General features: G+C 64.7%; 18 protein-coding genes and 1 pseudogene. 3 read left to right on the top strand and 16 right to left on the bottom strand.

The annotated features are described in order from the left end of the window. Nucleotides 1-10: 10 nt before the first annotated feature. The 4 genes and pseudogenes from X739_RS150800 to X739_RS01000000166125 form a co-directional block, all read right to left on the bottom strand. Nucleotides 11-955, bottom strand: a complete 945-nt coding sequence (locus X739_RS150800; RefSeq protein WP_023771824.1) for an energy transducer TonB — start codon at nt 953-955, stop codon at nt 11-13. Beyond that, the gene (exbD, locus tag X739_RS150805; protein WP_023771825.1) at nt 952-1419 is read right to left on the bottom strand and encodes a TonB system transport protein ExbD; all 468 of its coding nucleotides are present in this window, start codon (nt 1417-1419) and stop codon (nt 952-954) included. The genes X739_RS150800 and exbD overlap by 4 nt, the downstream gene beginning before the upstream one ends. 13 nt (nt 1420-1432) lie before the next feature. Continuing rightward, on the bottom strand, nt 1433-2359 hold the full coding sequence (gene exbB / locus X739_RS150810) for a tonB-system energizer ExbB (RefSeq protein WP_023771826.1): 927 nt from the start codon (nt 2357-2359) through the stop codon (nt 1433-1435). A gap of 66 nt (nt 2360-2425) precedes the next feature. After that, nucleotides 2426-3078, bottom strand: a pseudogene (locus X739_RS01000000166125) (ATP-binding cassette domain-containing protein). Between the two features lie 305 nt (nt 3079-3383). Here X739_RS01000000166125 and X739_RS150815 point away from each other — a divergent pair. Next, the gene (locus X739_RS150815; protein ID WP_023771827.1) at nt 3384-4070 is read left to right on the top strand and encodes an isochorismatase family cysteine hydrolase; all 687 of its coding nucleotides are present in this window, start codon (nt 3384-3386) and stop codon (nt 4068-4070) included. A gap of 6 nt (nt 4071-4076) precedes the next feature. Here X739_RS150815 and X739_RS150820 read toward each other — a convergent pair whose 3' ends face one another. Together X739_RS150820 and X739_RS1000000168045 are read right to left on the bottom strand one after the other, a co-directional pair. Further along, the gene (locus tag X739_RS150820; protein WP_023771828.1) at nt 4077-5018 is read right to left on the bottom strand and encodes an LLM class flavin-dependent oxidoreductase; all 942 of its coding nucleotides are present in this window, start codon (nt 5016-5018) and stop codon (nt 4077-4079) included. Nucleotides 5019-5172: 154 nt separating this feature from the next. Further along, entirely contained in the window at nt 5173-5328 is a 156-nt protein-coding gene (locus X739_RS1000000168045; RefSeq protein ID WP_023771829.1) for a hypothetical protein, read from the bottom strand. A 289-nt stretch (nt 5329-5617) separates the two neighbouring features. Here X739_RS1000000168045 and X739_RS150825 point away from each other — a divergent pair, with 289 nt between their 5' ends. Beyond that, the gene (locus tag X739_RS150825) at nt 5618-6385 is read left to right on the top strand and encodes an SDR family oxidoreductase (RefSeq protein WP_023771830.1); all 768 of its coding nucleotides are present in this window, start codon (nt 5618-5620) and stop codon (nt 6383-6385) included. A gap of 90 nt (nt 6386-6475) precedes the next feature. Here the strand turns inward: X739_RS150825 and X739_RS150830 are convergent, their stop codons facing one another. The 10 genes from X739_RS150830 to X739_RS150875 form a co-directional block, all read right to left on the bottom strand. After that, nucleotides 6476-7420 carry an ABC transporter permease gene (locus tag X739_RS150830; RefSeq protein WP_023771831.1) on the bottom strand — a complete coding sequence of 315 codons (945 nt, stop codon included), beginning with the start codon at nt 7418-7420 and terminating at the stop codon, nt 6476-6478. Then, a complete protein-coding gene (locus tag X739_RS150835) occupies nt 7417-8472 on the bottom strand; it encodes an ABC transporter permease (protein WP_023794806.1) in 1056 nt (351 codons plus the stop codon). The genes X739_RS150830 and X739_RS150835 overlap by 4 nt, the downstream gene beginning before the upstream one ends. Continuing rightward, nucleotides 8472-9959: an ABC transporter ATP-binding protein gene (locus X739_RS150840; RefSeq protein ID WP_031247851.1), complete on the bottom strand. Its 1488-nt coding sequence runs from the start codon at nt 9957-9959 to the stop codon at nt 8472-8474. The genes X739_RS150835 and X739_RS150840 overlap by 1 nt, the downstream gene beginning before the upstream one ends. Before the next feature lie 259 nt (nt 9960-10218). After that, nucleotides 10219-11250 (bottom strand): BMP family protein, encoded by a 1032-nt coding sequence (locus tag X739_RS150845; RefSeq protein WP_023771834.1) that lies wholly within the window; start codon nt 11248-11250, stop codon nt 10219-10221. Between the two features lie 153 nt (nt 11251-11403). Then, nucleotides 11404-12609 carry a 3-oxoadipyl-CoA thiolase gene (gene pcaF, locus X739_RS150850; protein WP_023771835.1) on the bottom strand — a complete coding sequence of 402 codons (1206 nt, stop codon included), beginning with the start codon at nt 12607-12609 and terminating at the stop codon, nt 11404-11406. Nucleotide 12610: 1 nt separating this feature from the next. After that, nucleotides 12611-13411 carry a CoA-transferase subunit beta gene (locus tag X739_RS150855; protein ID WP_023794805.1) on the bottom strand — a complete coding sequence of 267 codons (801 nt, stop codon included), beginning with the start codon at nt 13409-13411 and terminating at the stop codon, nt 12611-12613. Beyond that, on the bottom strand, nt 13408-14265 hold the full coding sequence (locus X739_RS150860) for a CoA transferase subunit A (RefSeq protein ID WP_023794804.1): 858 nt from the start codon (nt 14263-14265) through the stop codon (nt 13408-13410). Before X739_RS150860 ends, X739_RS150855 begins: the two co-directional genes overlap by 4 nt. A gap of 65 nt (nt 14266-14330) precedes the next feature. After that, nucleotides 14331-15629 (bottom strand): FAD-binding oxidoreductase, encoded by a 1299-nt coding sequence (locus X739_RS150865; protein WP_031247852.1) that lies wholly within the window; start codon nt 15627-15629, stop codon nt 14331-14333. 2 nt (nt 15630-15631) lie between these two features. Continuing rightward, a complete protein-coding gene (locus X739_RS150870) occupies nt 15632-17002 on the bottom strand; it encodes a glutamine synthetase family protein (protein ID WP_023771839.1) in 1371 nt (456 codons plus the stop codon). Nucleotides 17003-17018: 16 nt separating this feature from the next. After that, entirely contained in the window at nt 17019-17324 is a 306-nt protein-coding gene (locus X739_RS150875) for a nucleotide disphospho-sugar-binding domain-containing protein (RefSeq protein ID WP_031247853.1), read from the bottom strand. A 51-nt stretch (nt 17325-17375) separates the two neighbouring features. Here X739_RS150875 and X739_RS1000000169330 point away from each other — a divergent pair, with 51 nt between their 5' ends. After that, a complete protein-coding gene (locus tag X739_RS1000000169330; RefSeq protein WP_023771841.1) occupies nt 17376-17699 on the top strand; it encodes a hypothetical protein in 324 nt (107 codons plus the stop codon). Nucleotides 17700-17961: the final 262 nt, after the last annotated feature.

Here is a 17961-nt window from a genome sequence, read left to right as displayed (position 1 = left end):
CCCACATGCATTAGTCCCGCAAACTGAACACGAATGGCGCTGTACGCCTGACGCGCGGGCCGAGTTCCGCCGGCGGCGCCGGCACGGTCGCGCCCTGCAGCACCGCCAACGCGGCTCGGTCGAGCTCGGCATCGCCGGACGAACGGGCGACCCGGGCCGACAGGACCCGGCCGGATGGGTCCATTGTGAAAGTCACGTTCACATTACCCTGCGCGCGCCGGGATTTCGCGGCGCTTGGGTAGCGCTTGTGGCGATTGATCCACGCCGTCAGCCGCGATTCCCATTTGGCCGGGCTGACACCCGAGAGCCCGGCCGCCGATCTCGGCGCCGCCGCCTTGGCCGCAGCCCCGGCCTCGGCGCTCGCGGCACTTGCCGTCTTCGGTGGCTCGGCCTTTTTCTTCTTCGGCCTTGGCCTTGGCTTGTCGACCGGCTTTTTGACCTTGGCTTCGGCCGGTCTCTTTTCCTTGCGCCGCTCCATGGGCTTTGCCCCCGGCAGCGGAACGACAGCCTCCGGCGCGACGGTCTCGACAATATTGGGGACGACCTCTTCCAGCGGCGGCTGTTCGACCGGTTCGGCCTTCGTCATCTCCGTGGGCTCATTGGGCGGGACCATCTCGGCCTCGGCAACAGGCTCCGCTTGCTCGGCCACCTTGTCAGGCTCGGCCTCGGCTGCCTTCTCGGTCTCTTCGACCGGCTCGGTCCGGTCGGGAATGGCCGCGTCGGGGATCGCGGCCTGTTCGGGCACCGCCGGCGTCACCATCATCGGCGCCATTTCGATCACCAGGGCCGGTGGCGCTCCGCCATCCGACAGGTCGACTGGACTGAAATTCCGCACGCCATAAGCGACCGCGACATGAGCCCCAAGCACAAGCACCGCCGCGGATGCCCATAGGCCAAGGTCGCGCCAGTCGAAGCGCGACAGCACCACCGTGGGCGAGGCGGCCGATTGCGTCATGGAGCGGCCGTTTTGCCTGGCGCCGGCGCGGCGATATCACCGGTCGGCGCGGCCTCCAGACCGACCAGCGCGATCTTCAGATAGCCGGCTGCCCGCAGCAGGTTCATCGCCTCCATCAGGTCGCCATAGGCGACCGCCTTGTCGGCGCGCAGGAATATCCGCGTCCGCTTGTCGCCCTTGGTACGGCTGCCGAGCGTGGCGGCAAAAGCCGGGCGCGGCACCGTGTCGTTGCCGATCGTTAGGCTGAGATCGTCCTTCAGCGTCAGGAACAGCGGCGTCTCCGGTCGCGGCGCCGGCGTCGCGGTCGAGCCGGGCAGGTCGACATTGACATCCACCGTCGCCAGCGGTGCGGCGACCATGAAGATGATCAGGAGCACAAGGATGACATCGATGAAGGGCGTGACGTTGATCTCGTGGCTTTCCTCGAGGTCGTCGTCCAGCGTCTGTCGAATTCTGCTCCTCATGGCGTCGCTCCCGCTACTCCGCCGCCAAGGCTGTCGCCGGCGCTATCGCGCGGAAATCGAGGTCGCGGCTGACCAGCCGTTCGACGCCGGCCGAGGCGTCGGCGAGGATCTGCCGGTAGCCGGCTATCGAGCGGGCGAAGACGTTGTAGATCACCACAGCTGGGATGGCCGCGACGAGACCCATCGCGGTGGCCAGCAGCGCTTCGGCGATGCCCGGCGCGACCACGGCGAGATTGGTGGTCTGGGCCCGCGAGATGCTGATGAAGGCGTTCATGATGCCCCAGACGGTGCCGAACAGGCCGACGAAAGGCGCGGTGGAACCAATCGTCGCCAGAAGGCCAGTGCCGCGCGACATGCGCCGCGACGCAGCCGCCTCGATGCGCGACAGGCGCGAGCTGACCCGTTCCTTCAGTCCGTCACCGCCGACATGGTCGAGCGCATCGGCCGAAAGCGCGGCCTCTTCTTCCGCTGCCCGCACCAGGAGCGCGCCGGGGCCGCCACCGCGGTCGAGCGCGCGGCTCGCCTGCTTCAGCGTCGCGGCATCGCCGATCGCCAGGACGGCACGGCGGAGGCGCAGCTTGCCGTCGAAAATCTCCAGCGATTTGGCCAGCCATGTCGTCCAGGTGACGAGCGACGCGAAGGCCAGTCCAGTCATCACCGCCTTCACTATGATGTCGGCCGCCTTGAACATGCCCCATGGCGACAGGTCATGCGGCAGGTTCAGGTCCATCGCTCCGGCAGGCGCGGCCTCGGCCGGCGCTGTCGCGCTCGGCTGGCCGGCTGGCTGCGCGGGCGCCATGGCAGCTGGTGCTGCTTGTACCGGCGCGGCAGGGGCCTCAACCGCTGGAGAAGAGCCGGCCGGTTGCTCCTGGGCCATCGCCCCGGTTGTCCCCAGGATAAGCGATGCGACCACCGCCGCCAACAAACCATGTCTCGACATGAGCTTCTTCCTTGTTCTCACGGCGGCCAGCCGCTTGCTTGGTTCCTGCAATCGCTGGCGACGACTTCACCGCACATGACCGACGGGTTGGCCGGTGACGGGATGCGCGAACACACCTATCTCGACGCAGAAAATGTCCTTGAGCACATCGCTCCGCATGATTTCGTCCGGTGTGCCGCGCGTCAGCAGCTTGCCGTCCTTCAGCGCGATCAGCTCATCGCGGTAGCGCGCCGCCATGTTGGGGTCGTGCAGCACCACGACGACGCACAGTCGCGCTTGCGGCTGAGCTCCCTGACCAGGCCCAGCACCGCGACCTGATGTGCGAGGTCGAGCGCCGAGATCGGCTCGTCGAGCAGCATGACGCCGAAACGCCCAAGCGCGCCGTGCCATGGATAGCGTCCAAGCGTTGCCAGCTCGCGCACGGTCAAGCCCGTCGCCGCCGGCGTCGTCCGCGGCAGATAGGCAAGAGCCCGCGCCAGCTCGCGCGCGCCCCATTGGGATAGCGGCCGCGCGGCGAAAGTGATGGCGCCGGAGCTTGCCGGCTGCTGGCGCGCCAAAAGCTTGATCAGCGTCGATTTGCCCGAACCATTATGGCCGATCAGCCCGTAGACGCGCGTGCGCCGCAATTCGAGCGAGACCGGACCGAGCAGCGTCCGCCCGTTGACGGCGAAACACACTGCATCGATATCGAATGCTGTCTGGCTATCGGCTTCGCCCATGGTCACGGCATTTCTCCAGCCCGGCCACCGCATTCCGATCCTGGCTGCGGAGGCAGGTGCCCGGTTGACTATGAAACATGAACTTAATAGTCAAGATTTAAGGTGACCGCAACACTCGGCAATTTGGGAATGCGCCGCAAAACTGAAACGCTCCAGGGCGGGCGTCATTGTTGCCGCGTACGGGCCGTCGTTCGCGCAGCCGGCCGATCCGCGCCGGCGATCTCCGGCCCGGACCGCATGTCGGCACCAGGTGTCGCCGCATCGATGCGGACACGCTAGGGTGAGCCGGCGGCAAGGAGCTCCGGATGATCAACGCGACACCCTTCGACTACCCTTATGACGGCCGGCTGGTTACCGAAAACACCGCGCTGGTCGTCATCGACCTGCAACAGGATTTCCTGTCGACATCGGGCTATTTCGCCAGGAAGGGGTATGACCCATCGCCGCTGCGGGCGATCCTGCCCGTCGTGAACCGCCTGATCGCCGCCGCGCGCAAAGCCGGCGTCAGGGTCATCCACACCAGACAGGGTTACCGCGCCGACATGGCCGACATGATGCCCTACGAGAAATGGCGCCGCAAGCGTTCCGGCCTCGACGGCACCGACGTCCTGCTGCGCTCAGGCGCTGGGTTCCAGATCGTTCCGGAGATCGACGTCGCGCCGCACGACATCATCGTCGACAAGACCTGCAACAGCGCCTTCACCTATACGGATTTCGAGCTTGTGCTGCGTGCGCAAGGCATCACGCATCTGATGTTTTCCGGATGCACGACGGATGTCTGCGTCCACACCACGCTGCGCGAGGCCTGTGACCGCAATTTCCAGTGCCTGACGATTTCGGACGCCTGCGCCAGCGGCGACAGACAAGCGCATGAAGCGGCGTTGCACATGGTGACGGTCGAGGACGGCGTCTTCGGCGTGCTGGCCGATTCGGACGCTGTCATTAAGGGCCTGTCGCGGCTTGGCGACAGGCCTGAAGCAACAGACGATTGATGGGCTTCACCCCGCTGCTCGCGTCTCCAATCCTGGGCGAGGGGCATAAGCTCCAGGCTGGAACTCGCTGGCCTCCCGGCGCGCCAGCGAGTTGCGCAGCAGCGCCAATGTTTCCCGGCCGGCTGTCGCGATCTCGCGCGGCGTGTCGACGCCGACGATCATGAACTCATCGATTCCGAGCCCGGCATAGGCGAGCAGCGACAGCGCGACCTGGGCCGGCGGGCCGGATAGGTCCACGGCCTTGTGGCCGGCGGCGGAAACACCCTGGTGGATCCTGACCGGAAGCGCGAAGCGCAGTTTGCCGGCACGGCCATGTTCGGCCGCGGCGCCACGTGCCCGCTCCATTAATTGCCTGATATCGTCGATCGGCCCCGGCGCCAGTTCGAAGACATCGGCATGCCGGCCGGCCACCTTCAGCGCCGTTCCGGATTGCCCGCCCATGCGCACCAAGAGGTCGGCGCCATGTGGGCCCTTGCGCGGCACATAACCGTTTTTGATGCTGTAGAACGCGCCTTCGTGATCGAAGGGCCGGTCGTTCGACCACAGCCGCTTCAACAGCACCAGATATTCGTCGATGCGCTGCCAGACGACGCCATGTCCGACCGGCCGCGTCTCGGCATCGTCGTCGTTCAAGGGCTCGCTGATCATCCTGAGCGCCAGCCGTCCGCCGCTCTGCCTGTCGATGGAGGCCAGCTGGCGGGCAGCCACCGTCGGTTCGATCACGCCGGCCCAGTGGGTGAGCACCACTTCCAGCGAACCGGTGCGGTTGAGCACCTGCGACGCAAGATCCATGTTGGTCAGCAGCCCGGCCGAATCGTCGACGACGATCTTCTGGAAACCGCCGTCCTCGATCAGCCCGAGCTTGGTCGAGGTCTCGGCGAAGTCATAGAAAAAGGGAACCGCCGCGTCGGCGGTCTTGCCGGGTATATGCGTGAATTCGATCGGCATTGTCATCTCCTCCATCACTGGAATCACTGATGCTGTGAAATGCAAATCCTCAGGCGCGCGAAAACGCTCCGGGATCCGGCTCATTCAACTCCGATTGCCTGCAACTCCGATTGCCTGAAAGCTGTGGGGCAGCAGCCCCTGTCGATCCCGCGCCTTAGGGAATAAGGCCCAGCACGACTGCCCCGGTGAACACGAACGCAAGGGCAAAGACGAGATAGGCGAAAGCGCCGGCATAGGCCGGGCGAAAGCCCTGGGCATTGGCCACTCGCTGGCCGTTGCTGTCGGTCTGGGCGTTCTGCAAATAGGACATGTCGACCTCCGTCTTGCCGCTTAATCTATAAAATTTGTAGACTTTGTCGATTGCTATTTTCGTGCAACTGGCAGAATTATTTTCTCATAGAGAGCCGAAAATTGGTGTGAAGTTGCTGTTGGCATGGGTCCCGGCAACAGATCGGAAGAGCGCGGCGGCATCGCTCCATGCGCATGCGAGGGACCTAGGTGCTTGTCATTGCTGCGCCTATTTCGTGCATTGGCCAGTCGGTTCAGGAGGGGATAGCATCGCTGTCAGTCAACCTGATTATCCAAACGGGAGCAGAAAAATGGGCACAAGACTGGCCGGCAAGGTCGCCATCATTTCGGGCGGCGCGACGGGAATGGGGGGCGCGGCCTCGGAACTGTTCGCCGCCGAAGGCGCCAAGGTGGCGATCATCGACCGCAACGGTGCGGCCGCCGCGGCAACCGCGGCCGCGATACGCGCGCGGGGACACGTAGCCGAACACTGGGTGGCCGACGTGTCTGATGAGGCCCAGGTCGCGGCTGCGGTTACAGGGGCGACCGAAAAGCTCGGACCTGTCACCGTGCTGTTCAACCATGCCGGCACCATCGTGATTAAGCCGTTCCTGGAGACGACGGTTCAGGAATGGGACTGGCTGCACGCCGTCAATGTGCGCTCGATGTTCCTCATGACGCGTGCCGTGCTGCCCGGGATGATCGCGGCGGCCGGGGGCTCGATCGTCTGCACCTCGTCGATCTCGGCGGTGGCGGCAACGCCGAACGAAGTGCTCTACGACACCACCAAGGGCGCCTGCCACATGTTCGCCCGCGCCATCGCGGTGGAATTCCGCGACCGCAACATCCGTTGCAACGCGGTTTGCCCCGGTTTCATCCGCACGCCGCACGGTCTGCGGGAAGTTGCCGATCTCGGTAAGCTCGGCGTCGATGTATCCGATGCCGCACTTGCGGCGCAGCAGGGCCGCATCGGCGAGCCTGAAGAGGTGGCGAAGGCAGCGCTTTACCTGGCCAGCGACGAGTCCAGTTTCGTCAACGGCACGCATCTGTTTGTCGATAATGGGTTTACAGCGATGTGAGGCGTCCCAAGGTCCAGTCTTCATCCCGGGACAGCTTGACGCCCTTCCTCTCCCCCTCCGGAGGGATAGGAAGGACACCCAATCCTGAGTCTATCGCTCTTCCCTTCGAAACGGCTTGAGCAGCGCTGACGGCGCCATCGCGTTGCGCGACATGACGGCCATGGCGACGATGGTGAAGATGAACGGCAGCATCAGGAACGCCTCGTAAGGGATGTGGCCGAGGCCGCTCGCCTGCATGCGCAATTGCAAGGCATCGACGAAGGCGAACAGCAGCGCGGCCCCTGCCGAGCGCCAGGGATCCCAACGGCCGAAGACGACCAGCGCGATCGCCACCCAGCCGCGCCCGGAAACGACGCCGAAGGTGAAGGCGTTGAACTGCGCCATCGAAAGGAAAGCACCAGCGAGCCCCATCAGGGCGCCGCCGAGAATGACGGCCTGGAAGCGCGTGGCAATCACGCTGACGCCGGCAGAGTCGGCCGCGCGCGGGTTCTCGCCGACCATGCGCACCGACAGCCCCCAGGGGGTGCGGTAAAGGATGAAGGCCGCCAGAGGAATGGCCAGGATGGCCATGTAGACCAGCGCGAACTGGTTGAACACCGCGGGTCCCAGCACGGGAATGTCCGAGAAAACCGGGATCGGCAGCGTCTGAAATCCCTTGATGCTCGGCGGCACCGATTGCTGGCCGAAGATCAGCCGGTAGAGGAAATAGGCCAGCCCCGACGAGAACAGCGTGACGCCGATGCCGCAGACATGCTGGCTGAGGCCGAGCACTACCGTGAACAGCGCATGCAGCGCGCCCATCAGCATGCCGGTCAGCACCGCCACCAGCACACCGAGCCACAGGCTTCCACTGAGGCTGGTGGCGGTGAAGCCGGTCATGGCGCAGAGCAGCATGATGCCTTCGATGCCGAGATTGAGCACGCCGGCCCGTTCGGAGAACATTTCGCCGAGCGTCGCAAAGGCTAGCGGCGTGGCGATGCGGATGATGGCGGCGAGAAAGCCGACCTGAAAAATCTGTTCGAACACCGCGCTCATCCAATGGCTCCGACGCGGCGGATACGATAGGCCGTGAACAGCAGCGCCACCAGCATGGCGAGCAGCGCCGTGCCCTGGATGACGTCGCTGAGGAATGCCGGCACGCCGGTCGCGCGCGACATAGCCTCGGCGCCGGTCATCACGGCTGCGAGGAAGATCGCCGCCGGCACGACGCCGAGCGGGTTGAGCCGCGCCAGCATGGCGACGACAATGCCGGAATAGCCGTAGCCCGGCGAGATATCGCTCATCACCTGGAAATGCACGCCGCCGACCTCGCCGACGCCGGCCAGCCCCGCCAACGCGCCCGACAGCAGCGCCGTCGACAGCAGCACGCGCTCGACATGGATGCCGCCATAGCGTGCCGCTTCCGGGTTTTCGCCGGTGACCCTGATCCGGAAGCCCAGCGTCGTGCGCACGATCAGGAACCAGACCAACGGGGCCGCGATAAGCGCCGCGACCACACCGAGATGCAGCCGCGTGCCTTCGACCAGCACCGGAAAGTTCGCCGAATCCTCGATCGGCGGCGAGATCGGATAGCCGCTGAAGCTGTCCTTCCACGGTCCCTCGATCAGCGCCATCAGGGCATAATAGATGACCGAATTGAGCAGCAAGGAGCTCACGACATCCTCGACCTTGAACTTTACGCGCAGCGTCGCAGGCACCAGCGCGACCGCCGCGCCCGCGGCCGCCCCCGCCAGAGCCATGAAAAGCATGGCAAGCGGTCCTGGCATCGGGATCGCACCGACGAAACAGCTCGCCACCGCGCCGGCCAGCAATTGCCCTTCCGCGCCGATGTTCCAGAACTTTGCGCGGAAGGCGACCGCCACCGCCAGCCCGGTAAAGATCATCGGGGCGGCACGGACCAGCGTTTCGGTGATGGCGTAGCTGTCGCCAAGCGAGGCCGTGAACATCACGCCGTAGGACTCGAACACCCCCGCCCCGGCCAGCGCGATCAGGCCGCTGCACAGGATGAGCGTAGCGACAATCGCCAGCAGCGGCAGCGCGAGGTTGAACCAGGCGGGCGTGGACGTGCGGACTTCGAGGCGGAACATCAGTGGCCCTCCGCGCCCGTCATCAGCAGGCCGAGCCGGGCGACGGTCGCGTCGGCACTGTCCAGCGTGCCGACGATGCGGCCCTCATACATCACCGCGATGCGGTCGCACAGCACCAGCAGTTCCTCCAGATCCTCGCCGATGACGATGATGCCGCAGCCCTTGGCGCGCATGTCGAGGAATTTTTCATGGATGAAGCGCGCCGCACCGATGTCGAGGCCACGTGTCGGTTGTGAGACGATCAGCACCTTCGGATCGAAAGCAAGCTCGCGCGCCAGAAGCGCCTTCTGCAGATTGCCACCGGACAGCGCGCCGGCGCGCGTCATCGGCCCGGGACATCTGATGTCATAGGCCTTGATCTGTTCTTCGGCGAAAGCGCGGATCGCATCCGGCTTGAGCAGGCCCTTGGCGGAGAAGGCTGAAGTACCGATGCGCGGCAGCACCATCGAATCGGCGAGCGGCAAATTGGTGACCAGCCCCGTCGTCATGCGATCTTCCGGGATGCGGCCAAGGCCGAGTGCCTGCACTTCGCGCGGCGAGAAGCGCACGACCTGTTTGCCCGCTATTGTCATTAGACCGCTGTCGGGCGCACGCGTGCCCGAGATAATCTCCGCGACCGCCCGCTGACCGTTGCCGGAGACGCCGGCGATGCCGAGGATTTCGCCGGCACGAACCGCGAGTGAGACATCGCGCAACGCCGTGCCGGAATGCTTCGAGGTTGAAATGCCTTCGAGCGTCAGCACATCGGCGCCGGGCATCGACGATCCCCTTGCCGGCGGCACGATCTCATGGCCGCACATCAGTTCAGCCATTGCAGCCGACGTCGTGTTGGCTGGGTCGTCGACACGGCCCGCGACGCGGCCATGCCGCAGCACGGTGCAGCGATGGGTCAGCGCCCGCACCTCGTTGAGCTTGTGCGAGATGAAGATGATGCCCAGGCCTTGCGCCGCCATCGAGCGTAGGGCCGAAAACAGCCCGTCGACCTCGCTCGGCGCCAGCACCGCCGTCGGTTCGTCAAGGATCAAGAGCTTGGCGCCGCGAAACAGCGCCTTGACTATTTCGAGCCGCTGTTGCTCGCCGACCGACAACGCCGAGACCGGCTGATTGGGATCGAGAGTCAGCCCGTGCTGGCTGCTGATTTCAGCAAGCCGCGCCAGCCCGGCGCTGCGGTCGATCCGTCCCGATTTGCCGGGAATACCGATGAGCAGATTTTCCAGCACGGTGAGCCGTGGCGCCAGATGAAAATGCTGATGCACCATGCCGATGCCCGCGGCCAGCGCATCGGCCGAGCTGGTGATCCTGACTGGCTGGCCCTGGATCAGGATCTCACCGGCATCCGCCGCGTAGGCACCGAACAGCACGTTCATCAATGTCGTCTTGCCGGCGCCGTTCTCGCCGAGCAGCCCGAGGATTTCGCCCGGCGCCACGCTGAGATCCACAGCCTCGTTCGCCTTGACGGCGCCGAAGGTCTTGGTGATGCCGCGCATTTCGATGAGTAGGGCGGACGTCGGCAAGGGGTCTCCTGACTTTGCGATCCAGCTTAGCCCCGGAGAGCGGCGCTGCACCCCCTCTGGCCTGCCGGCCATCTCCCCCTCAAGCGGGGAGATCAGATGTCACTTCGGCTCTCGGCACCTCCAGCGTTTGGAGAGACAAGCACTGCCGGCGAGCTGCAATCTCACCCCTTGAGGGGGAGATGGCCGGCAGGACAGAGGGTGGCGCCACGCGCCAGCCCCTCAACCATTAGCGTCAATCCGAAACCGGCGTGTTCTCGTCGACGTCGACGCGGAAATTGCCTTCCAGGATCTCGGCCTTCTTCTTCTCGACCAGATCCTTGACCTCGGCGGGCAAGGTCTTGTCGAACTTGTGGAAGGGCGCCAGATACGAACCGCCCTTGGCCATGCGCGAGAAATCGCCATAATCCTGCGCCGTGTAGACACCGGCCTTGACCAGCTTGATCGCCTGCTCGACCGTCGGGTACATGTCCCAGACCGGACCGGTGATGACGGTGTCGGGGCCGAGACTCGACTGGTCGGACATGTTGGAGATGGCGAAGATCTTCTTTTCCACCGCCGCCTCGATGACGCCGAAGCGCTCGGCATAGATGACATCGACCCCGGCATCGATCTGCGCCACCGCGGCTTCCTTGGCCTTGGGCGGATCGAAGAAGGAGCCGATGAAGGCGACCTTCTTCTTGACGTTCGGGTTGACCTCCTTGGCGCCGGCGAAGAAGGCGTTGACCAGCCGGTTCACTTCCGGAATGCCCATCGCCGCCACCGCGCCGACCGTGCCTGACTTCGACATCTTGCCGGCGATCATGCCGGAGAGATAGGCGGGCTCGTGGATCCAGTTGTCGAACACGCCGAAATTCGGCTCGGCCGGCCCGGCGCCAGAGCCGAACAGCCAGGCTGTCTTGGGAAACTGCTTTGCCGTGCGGCGCGATTCACGCTCGGCGGCGAAGGCATCGCCCAGCACCAGCTGGTACCCGCCCTGCGCATATTCGCGCATGACGCGGCTGAAGTCGGCGGTCTGGACCTTTTCCGACCATTTGTATTCGATGCCCAATTCCTTCTCGGCCTTCTGCAAGGCGACGTGGATCTGGTTGTCCCAGGGTTCCTCGATCGGCGTGGCGAAGATCGCCGCCACCTTCAGTTTTTTGCCCGCCGCGTGGGCCGCACCCGGCAGCATCGTCGCGGCCAGGCCAAGCGCGCCGAGCTCCAGCACGTTGCGCCGCGACAGCCCTTCGCGCATCGAATGAGATCTGTTCTTCCGGTCTTCCATTGAAGTGCCCCTCTGTTTGACAGCCTTGTCGAGCCGGCCGTTCCTGAAATCAGACAGGGAACTATGGAACGGGTCCGGACTTTTGTCCACATGGTCAAATTTGGCAGGCTCGAGCATATCCACTCTCCTGGCCCAGCCAGGAAGGGCGATTGCTCAGGCCCGTTCGAGGGCGATGGCAATGCCCTGGCCGACGCCGATGCACATGGTGGCCAGCGCGTAGCGGCCGCCGCGCTCACGCAGCTCCAGCGCCGCCGTGCCGGATATGCGCGCGCCCGACATGCCCAGGGGATGGCCAAGTGCGATGGCGCCGCCATTCGGGTTCACATGCGGCGCATCCTCGGCAATACCGAGCTGGCGCAGCACGGCGATGCCTTGCGAGGCAAAGGCTTCGTTGAGTTCGATGACATCGAATTGTTGCGGCGTCAGGCCAAGCCGCGCGCAGAGCTTCTGCGTCGCTGGCGCCGGACCGATGCCCATGATGCGCGGCGCGACCCCGGCGGCGACCCCGCCAAGAATACGGGCGATCGGCGTCAGCCCGTATGTCTTCACCGCCGCTTCCGAGGCAACGATCAGTGCCGCCGCGCCGTCATTGACGCCCGACGCATTGCCGGCTGTCACCGTGCCACCTTGCCGGAACGGCGTCGGCAATTTGGCCAGCGCCTCGACGGTTGTGCCGGCGCGAGGATGTTCATCCTTTGACACGATGACCGCATCGCCCTTGCGCTGCGGGATGGTCACCGGGGTGATCTCCTTCGCCAGCCGGCCATTGGCTTGTGCGGCGACAGCCTTGTCCTGGCTGCGCACGGCAAAGGCATCCTGGTCCGAGCGGGAAACCGCGAAGTCTCCCGCCACATTCTCGCCGGTCTCCGGCATGGAATCGACGCCGTATTGCCTCTTCATCAGCTGGTTGACGAAGCGCCAGCCAATGGTGGTGTCGTAAATCTCGGCATTGCGCGAGAAGGCGGTGTCGGCCTTGGGCATGACGAAAGGCGCGCGGCTCATCGATTCGACACCACCCGCGATCATCAGTTCCGCCTCGCCGGCCTTGATGGCACGCGCCGCGATGGTCAGCGCATCCATGCCCGAGCCGCACAGGCGATTGACCGTCGAGCCCGGTATCTCCTTCGGCAGTCCAGCCAGCAGCAAGGCCATGCGTGCCACGTTGCGGTTGTCCTCGCCGGCCTGGTTGGCGCAACCATAGACAACGTCGTCGATCCGCTGCCAGTCGATGCCGGGATTGCGTTCGGCCAGCGCCTTCAAGGGGATGGCAGCAAGGTCGTCGGCACGAACCGAAGACAGCGAACCGCCGAAGCGACCGATCGGCGTGCGGATGTAGTCGCAGATATAGGCCTCGGCCATTTTATGCAGCCTTTGTTTTTCCGGTTCCCTCATGCGCCGCCTTGGTGCGGGCCTGCAGGTCGCGCAATGTCGCGAGTTCGAGTTCGCTTGGCGCCGGTGTTTCGTCAAGCGCCTCGGCGAACTTAACGACCCAGCCACAGCTCTCCTGCACCTGCTGACGGGTGACCCCGGGATGAAGAGAGACAACGGTGAATTCCTTGGTCACCGGATCCGGCTTCCACATGGCGAGATCGGTAATCAGCAATGTCGGGCCGGATGTATGGATGCCCAACCGCTGTCGGTGGTCGCCGCCCTCGCCATGGCCGAAGGAGGTAAAAAAATCGATCTTCTCGACCATGCCGCGCTTGGTTTGCGCCATGGTGATGTAGATCTCTTTCGACGACGTCGCGATCTCCGGTGCGCCACCGCCGCCGGGCAGTCGGGTCTTGGGATGGAAATAGTCGCCGATGACCGTGGTGTTGATGTTGCCGAACTTGTCGAGTTGCGCCGCGCCCAAAAAGCCGATCGAAATGCGGCCGCCCTGCAGCCAGTAGCGGAACATCTCCGGCACGGCTACGGTGGTGACGGCGGTTTCGCACAATTCGCCATCGCCGATCGACAGCGGCAGCACGTCGGGCACCGTCCCGATCGTGCCGCTCTCATAGATCAAGGTGATGTCGGGCGCATGCGTCAGCCGCGCGACGTTGCAGGCCGCGGACGGCGCGCCGATGCCGACGAAGCAGACGTCGTCATTCCTCAGCGCCCGGCTTGCGGCGATGGTCATCATCTCATTGGGGGTGAAGCCGAGATGATTGTCGCTCATGCCGCTTTCCTCAAATGATCGACCCGGGCCGCGAAATCGTCGGCGCTCTTCTCGATCACGTTGGCCTGCATCCAGGCCCGGAATTTTTCGCGGTCGGCGGCAATCTCGTCCCATTCGAGATAGGCCGCGTTGTCGCGCGCGTAATAGCCATGGGCATAGGAGGGGTGCGAACCGCCCGGCACGACCGAGATCGCCGCGATCGCCCAACGCGGCAGCACGGTCAGATTGGGATGGAGATCGTCAAAATTGTCGACCACCTCCTCGACCGTCACCACGGCGCGTTTGGCCGCCAGGACCGCTTCCTTCTGGATGCCGATGATGCCCTCTACCAGCACATTGCCTTTCCGGTCGGCTTTCTGCGCATGGATGAAAGTGGTATCGGGCCGGATGGAAGGCACGGCCGCCAGCACCTCGCCGCTGAACGGACAAGTCACCGATTTGATGTTCGGATTGACATCAGTCAGCCCGGTGCCGCGGTAGCCGCGGAACACCGCGCAGGGCAGGCCGGCCGCGCCCGCCTCATAGGCATTGGCCATGCCGGCATGGCTGTGTTCCTCGACCTCGATCGACCGGGGAAACCCGTTCTCGATCGCATCGCGGGCGCGCCGCAGCAGGCCGACACCGGGATTGCCGAGATAAGAGAAGACGATCTTCTTGGCCATGCCCATGCCGATCATCTGGTCGTAGATCAGGTCCGGCGTCATGCGGATCAGGGTTAGGTCGCGAAACCCCTGGCGGATCGCCTCATGCGCTGCGGCTGTCGGGATCAGATGGGTGAAGCCTTCGAAGGCGACCACGTCGCCATCGTTGAGGTTCTCCGCAACGGCCTGCTTGAGCGGCAGGAATTTGACCATTGATCGGGCTCCGATTCAAAAAGGCCGTCCCGCCAGGGTCTGAAAGTGGCGAAACTACACACCCCTCAATGCTTGATCCTATCCCGCATCGCGTACCAAAGCATGCCCAGCACATAGAGCGGCCCGCGCAGCGCCGTGCCTCCCGGGTACGGCATTGGTGTCAACGTCGAGAACAGGTCGAGCCGTGAGGCGTCGCCGGTGATCGCCTCGGCCAAAAGCTTGCCCGAGAGCGTCGACAGGATGACGCCCTTGCCGGAATAGCCGTGCGCGAAATAGACTTCGCCATAATGCCCGACATGCGGCAGCCGCGAGGTCGTTACCGACACCAGCCCGCCCCAGGCATGATCGATGCGGCAGCCCTTGAGTTGCGGAAAGGTGCTCTCCATGTGCGGCCGCACGAAACCGGCAATGTCGGCCGGCGGTGACGGCGTGTAGCGCTCGCCGCCGCCGAACAGCAGGCGTCCATCCGCGGACATCCGGTAATAGTTGACGACGAAGCGTGTATCGGACACCGCGACATTGGCCGGGATGACGTTTCGCGCGCCCTCCAGCGGCTCGGTAGCGACAATGTAGTTACCGACCGGCATGATGCGGCTGTTGACGCGCGGCTCCAGCCCGTTGAGCAGCGCGTCGCCCGCCAGCACGACATGTCGGGCCCGCACCGATCCCTTTGCCGTCGAGACCCGGATCGAGGGTTCGCGCTCCAGCTTCACGGCCACCGAATTTTCGTGGATGAACACGCCGGCCGCCACAGCCGCGCGGGCAAGCCCAAGCGTGTAGTTGAGCGGGTGCATGTGGCCGCCGAGCGGCTCATACATGGCGCCATGATAAGGCGTGTCGACCTTGGCCCGAGCCGCCGCCGCCGAGAGTATCTCGACCTCGCGGAATTTCATCGCGCTCTCGAGGCACTTGGCCTCTTCTTCCAGATCCCTGAGATCGGATCCGTTGACCGCGCCGACCAGATGGCCGGTCAGCCTTAGATCGCACTCGATGGCATTGCGCTCGATGAGCTCGAGCACCAGGCGGCGCGCTTCGAAAGCGAGATCGAACAGCATCTTGGCCCGCTCGGCTCCGTAGATCTTGACCAGACCCTTGGCGCCTTTGCGCAGACCGGGGATCATCTGGCCGCCATTTCGGCCCGATGCGCCCCAGCCGACCTTGCCGCCTTCGAGCAGCACCACCTTCAGCCCGCGTTCTGCGGCGTGAAGGGCGGCCGACAGCCCGGTGCAGCCGCCGCCGACGACGACCAGATCGGTTTCGACATCGCCGACGAGCGCCGGATGGTCCGGCGCCGGATTGGCGGTGGCGACGTAGTAGGATTTGCCGATATCGAGACCGGAATTGAACCCCGTTAAAGATTCCATCATCACACCTTCAGCAAGAGGTGATCGCGTTCCCAGCTCGTCACCACGCTTTGGAATAGGTCGAGTTCGACGCTCTTGACGCGCAGATAGGTCTGGAAGAAGTCCTCGCCGAGCAATTCGCGTACCGGGCCGCAGGCGGCGAAGCGGTCGAGTGCCTCCTCCATGGTCTTCGGCAGCGTGCTCCTGATCTTGTAGGCGTTGCCCGACGCCTCGGCCGAGCGCGGCAGTTTCTGCTCGACGCCCAGATAGCCGGCAAGCAGAGACCCGGCGATCGCCAGATAGGGATTGCAATCCGCCCCAGGCAGCCGGTTCTCCACCCGCCGCGCGGCGCGTCCTCCCGCCGGCACGCGCAGGCCGCAGGAGCGGTTGTCGTGCGACCACTCGATATTGGCGGGTGCGCTGTGGTTGGGCCTTATGCGGCGGAAAGAGTTCACGTTTGGCGCGAACAGCGGCATGATTTCCGGAACATATTTCTGCAAGCCGCCGATGAAGTGTCCAAACATCCCGGTATCGGCATCGTCGCCGCTGGCGAAAAGCGGGTTGCCGGCCTCGTCGACGACCGACATGTGCAGATGCATCGAGCTGCCGGCTTGCGCCGTGATCGGCTTGGCCATGAAAGTCGCATGCATGCCGCATTGCTGCGCGGCCTGCCGCGTAAACCGCTTGAACAAAAGCACCTGGTCGGCCAGCGGCAGGGCGTCGCCATGCAGCAGGTTGATTTCCAGCTGCGCCGTGCCCGATTCATGGATCAGCGTATCCAGCGGCAGACCGGCCGCCGCTGAATAGTCGTAGATGCGCCGGATCACCGGCTCGAATTCTTCCAGCGCTGCCATGTCATAGGGATGCTGCACACCCTCGGCGCGACCATTGGCGCCGACCGGGGCGGTCAGCGGTTTGTCCGGATCGGGGTTCGGCGCGATCAGATAGAATTCGAGTTCCGGCGCCACCACCGCGCGCCAGCCGCGCTGGCGATAGAGATCGAGCACGGCGCGCAGCACGTGGCGTGGCGAGGCCATCCATGGCCTGCCGTCCATGTGGAACGCGTCGGCGAAGACATAGGCCTTGCCCGCCCCCGCACCCGGCGCCAGGCACAGCGTCGAGACATCAGGCACCATGCGCATGTCGGGGTCCGAATAAGCAAAACCCTCGTCGATAGAGCCGGAATAGCGACCGTCGATGCTGACCAGGAAGGCGCTGCTCGGCAGATAGAGCGCGCGGTCTTCCAGCGCCTTGAGGAGTTTGGCGGTCGGCAGCGCCTTGCCGCGCAACACGCCGTTCATGTCGGGCACCAGGCATTCGACCTCGGTGATGCCGTGCTGCGTGAGCCAGGCCTTGGGGTCGTTGGTCGCGGTGTTAGTGTTTTTGTCGGGCATTTCGTTCAAGTCCGTATCAGAGAGAGAGTATGGCTTGCGCGGCCATTTCCGTTCCGGGTTGCAGCGCCATCCGGGCTGCATTGTCCCTGAGGCGGGCGCGCATGGCGTCATCGGCCAGCAGGCCGAGAATGGCTCTCTTCAATCCCCCTTCGGTCCAGCCATCGCGGCCGATATGATCGCCGACGCCGGTTTCTCCGGCGCGTGGCGCATTGTCGTGCCCGTCCCAGCAATAGGGCATGATCAGCGACGGCACGCCGAAGCGCAGCGCCTCGCAAAAGCTGTTATTGCCGACGTGGATGAACAGGTCAGACTTCGGCGCCACCGAGGGCTGCGGAACCCAAGCGTCGACGTAGACGTTATCGGGCACCGCGCAATGGTGGATGAAGGCTGGACGCCCCGGGCGCGCAAGGCCTGTGCGATGCCAATGCAGTTCAGCGCGGCGCCAGGGCCCGCCTTGGAAAACAGCGCGACGGTCGGGCTGGCTTTACGCGTCAATTCATCCTCTTCAATCCGGCCGGCTGATCACGCCGAACAGTGCGGCTCCGTGCCTGGCCGCCTGCGGTCGCCGGCTGCGGGAGAGGCGCAGGTGGATGCGAAACAGATCGGCACCCAGTTCATATCGCCGGTTGTCGAGATGGTCGAGTGTATTGAGGTGCTCGCGCAACGATTGCTTCAGCCGGAAGACGTTGATGCATGAGTCGGAGCGGCTGGGTGTGTGTAAAACCGGCGGCGCGGCAGAGCCGCGCCGTTCGACGTCGCTCCGGCTCGATCCGGTCGAGTCTCGTCGCCGTATCGCCGATCGAACGCAGATAGGTCGTCAGTCGCGGCACTGCGCCAAGGACGCCAGCAGCAGATTGGCCGCGCCATGCAATTCCAGGAAAAATGTCTAGCGATTTTCGCCGGCAATCGGGCCGAAGCGAGGAGCGGTTCTGCGTTGTCGTTGAACGGCAGCGGCTCCA

It is taken from the genome of Mesorhizobium sp. LNHC209A00 (assembly GCF_000502915.1).
In the GTDB taxonomy this organism is placed as follows: Bacteria; Pseudomonadota; Alphaproteobacteria; order Rhizobiales; family Rhizobiaceae; genus Mesorhizobium.
The sequence above is the reverse complement of the archived record's forward strand: the minus strand, read 5'-3'. Positions and strand labels throughout refer to the sequence as shown.

What these genes read in the sequence shown, in the direction of transcription:
- X739_RS150800 (WP_023771824.1), bottom strand. Translation starts at nt 955, where the DNA reads ATGACGCAATCGGCCGCCTCGCCCACGGTGGTGCTGTCGCGCTTCGAC.
- exbD (WP_023771825.1), bottom strand. Translation starts at nt 1,419, where the DNA reads ATGAGGAGCAGAATTCGACAGACGCTGGACGACGACCTCGAGGAAAGC.
- exbB (WP_023771826.1), bottom strand. Translation starts at nt 2,359, where the DNA reads ATGTCGAGACATGGTTTGTTGGCGGCGGTGGTCGCATCGCTTATCCTG.
- X739_RS150815 (WP_023771827.1), top strand. Translation starts at nt 3,384, where the DNA reads ATGATCAACGCGACACCCTTCGACTACCCTTATGACGGCCGGCTGGTT.
- X739_RS150820 (WP_023771828.1), bottom strand. Translation starts at nt 5,018, where the DNA reads ATGCCGATCGAATTCACGCATATACCCGGCAAGACCGCCGACGCGGCG.
- X739_RS1000000168045 (WP_023771829.1), bottom strand. Translation starts at nt 5,328, where the DNA reads ATGTCCTATTTGCAGAACGCCCAGACCGACAGCAACGGCCAGCGAGTG.
- X739_RS150825 (WP_023771830.1), top strand. Translation starts at nt 5,618, where the DNA reads ATGGGCACAAGACTGGCCGGCAAGGTCGCCATCATTTCGGGCGGCGCG.
- X739_RS150830 (WP_023771831.1), bottom strand. Translation starts at nt 7,420, where the DNA reads ATGAGCGCGGTGTTCGAACAGATTTTTCAGGTCGGCTTTCTCGCCGCC.
- X739_RS150835 (WP_023794806.1), bottom strand. Translation starts at nt 8,472, where the DNA reads ATGTTCCGCCTCGAAGTCCGCACGTCCACGCCCGCCTGGTTCAACCTC.
- X739_RS150840 (WP_031247851.1), bottom strand. Translation starts at nt 9,959, where the DNA reads ATGCGCGGCATCACCAAGACCTTCGGCGCCGTCAAGGCGAACGAGGCT.
- X739_RS150845 (WP_023771834.1), bottom strand. Translation starts at nt 11,250, where the DNA reads ATGGAAGACCGGAAGAACAGATCTCATTCGATGCGCGAAGGGCTGTCG.
- pcaF (WP_023771835.1), bottom strand. Translation starts at nt 12,609, where the DNA reads ATGGCCGAGGCCTATATCTGCGACTACATCCGCACGCCGATCGGTCGC.
- X739_RS150855 (WP_023794805.1), bottom strand. Translation starts at nt 13,411, where the DNA reads ATGAGCGACAATCATCTCGGCTTCACCCCCAATGAGATGATGACCATC.
- X739_RS150860 (WP_023794804.1), bottom strand. Translation starts at nt 14,265, where the DNA reads ATGGTCAAATTCCTGCCGCTCAAGCAGGCCGTTGCGGAGAACCTCAAC.
- X739_RS150865 (WP_031247852.1), bottom strand. Translation starts at nt 15,629, where the DNA reads ATGGAATCTTTAACGGGGTTCAATTCCGGTCTCGATATCGGCAAATCC.
- X739_RS150870 (WP_023771839.1), bottom strand. Translation starts at nt 17,002, where the DNA reads ATGCCCGACAAAAACACTAACACCGCGACCAACGACCCCAAGGCCTGG.
- X739_RS1000000169330 (WP_023771841.1), top strand. Translation starts at nt 17,376, where the DNA reads ATGGTGGATGAAGGCTGGACGCCCCGGGCGCGCAAGGCCTGTGCGATG.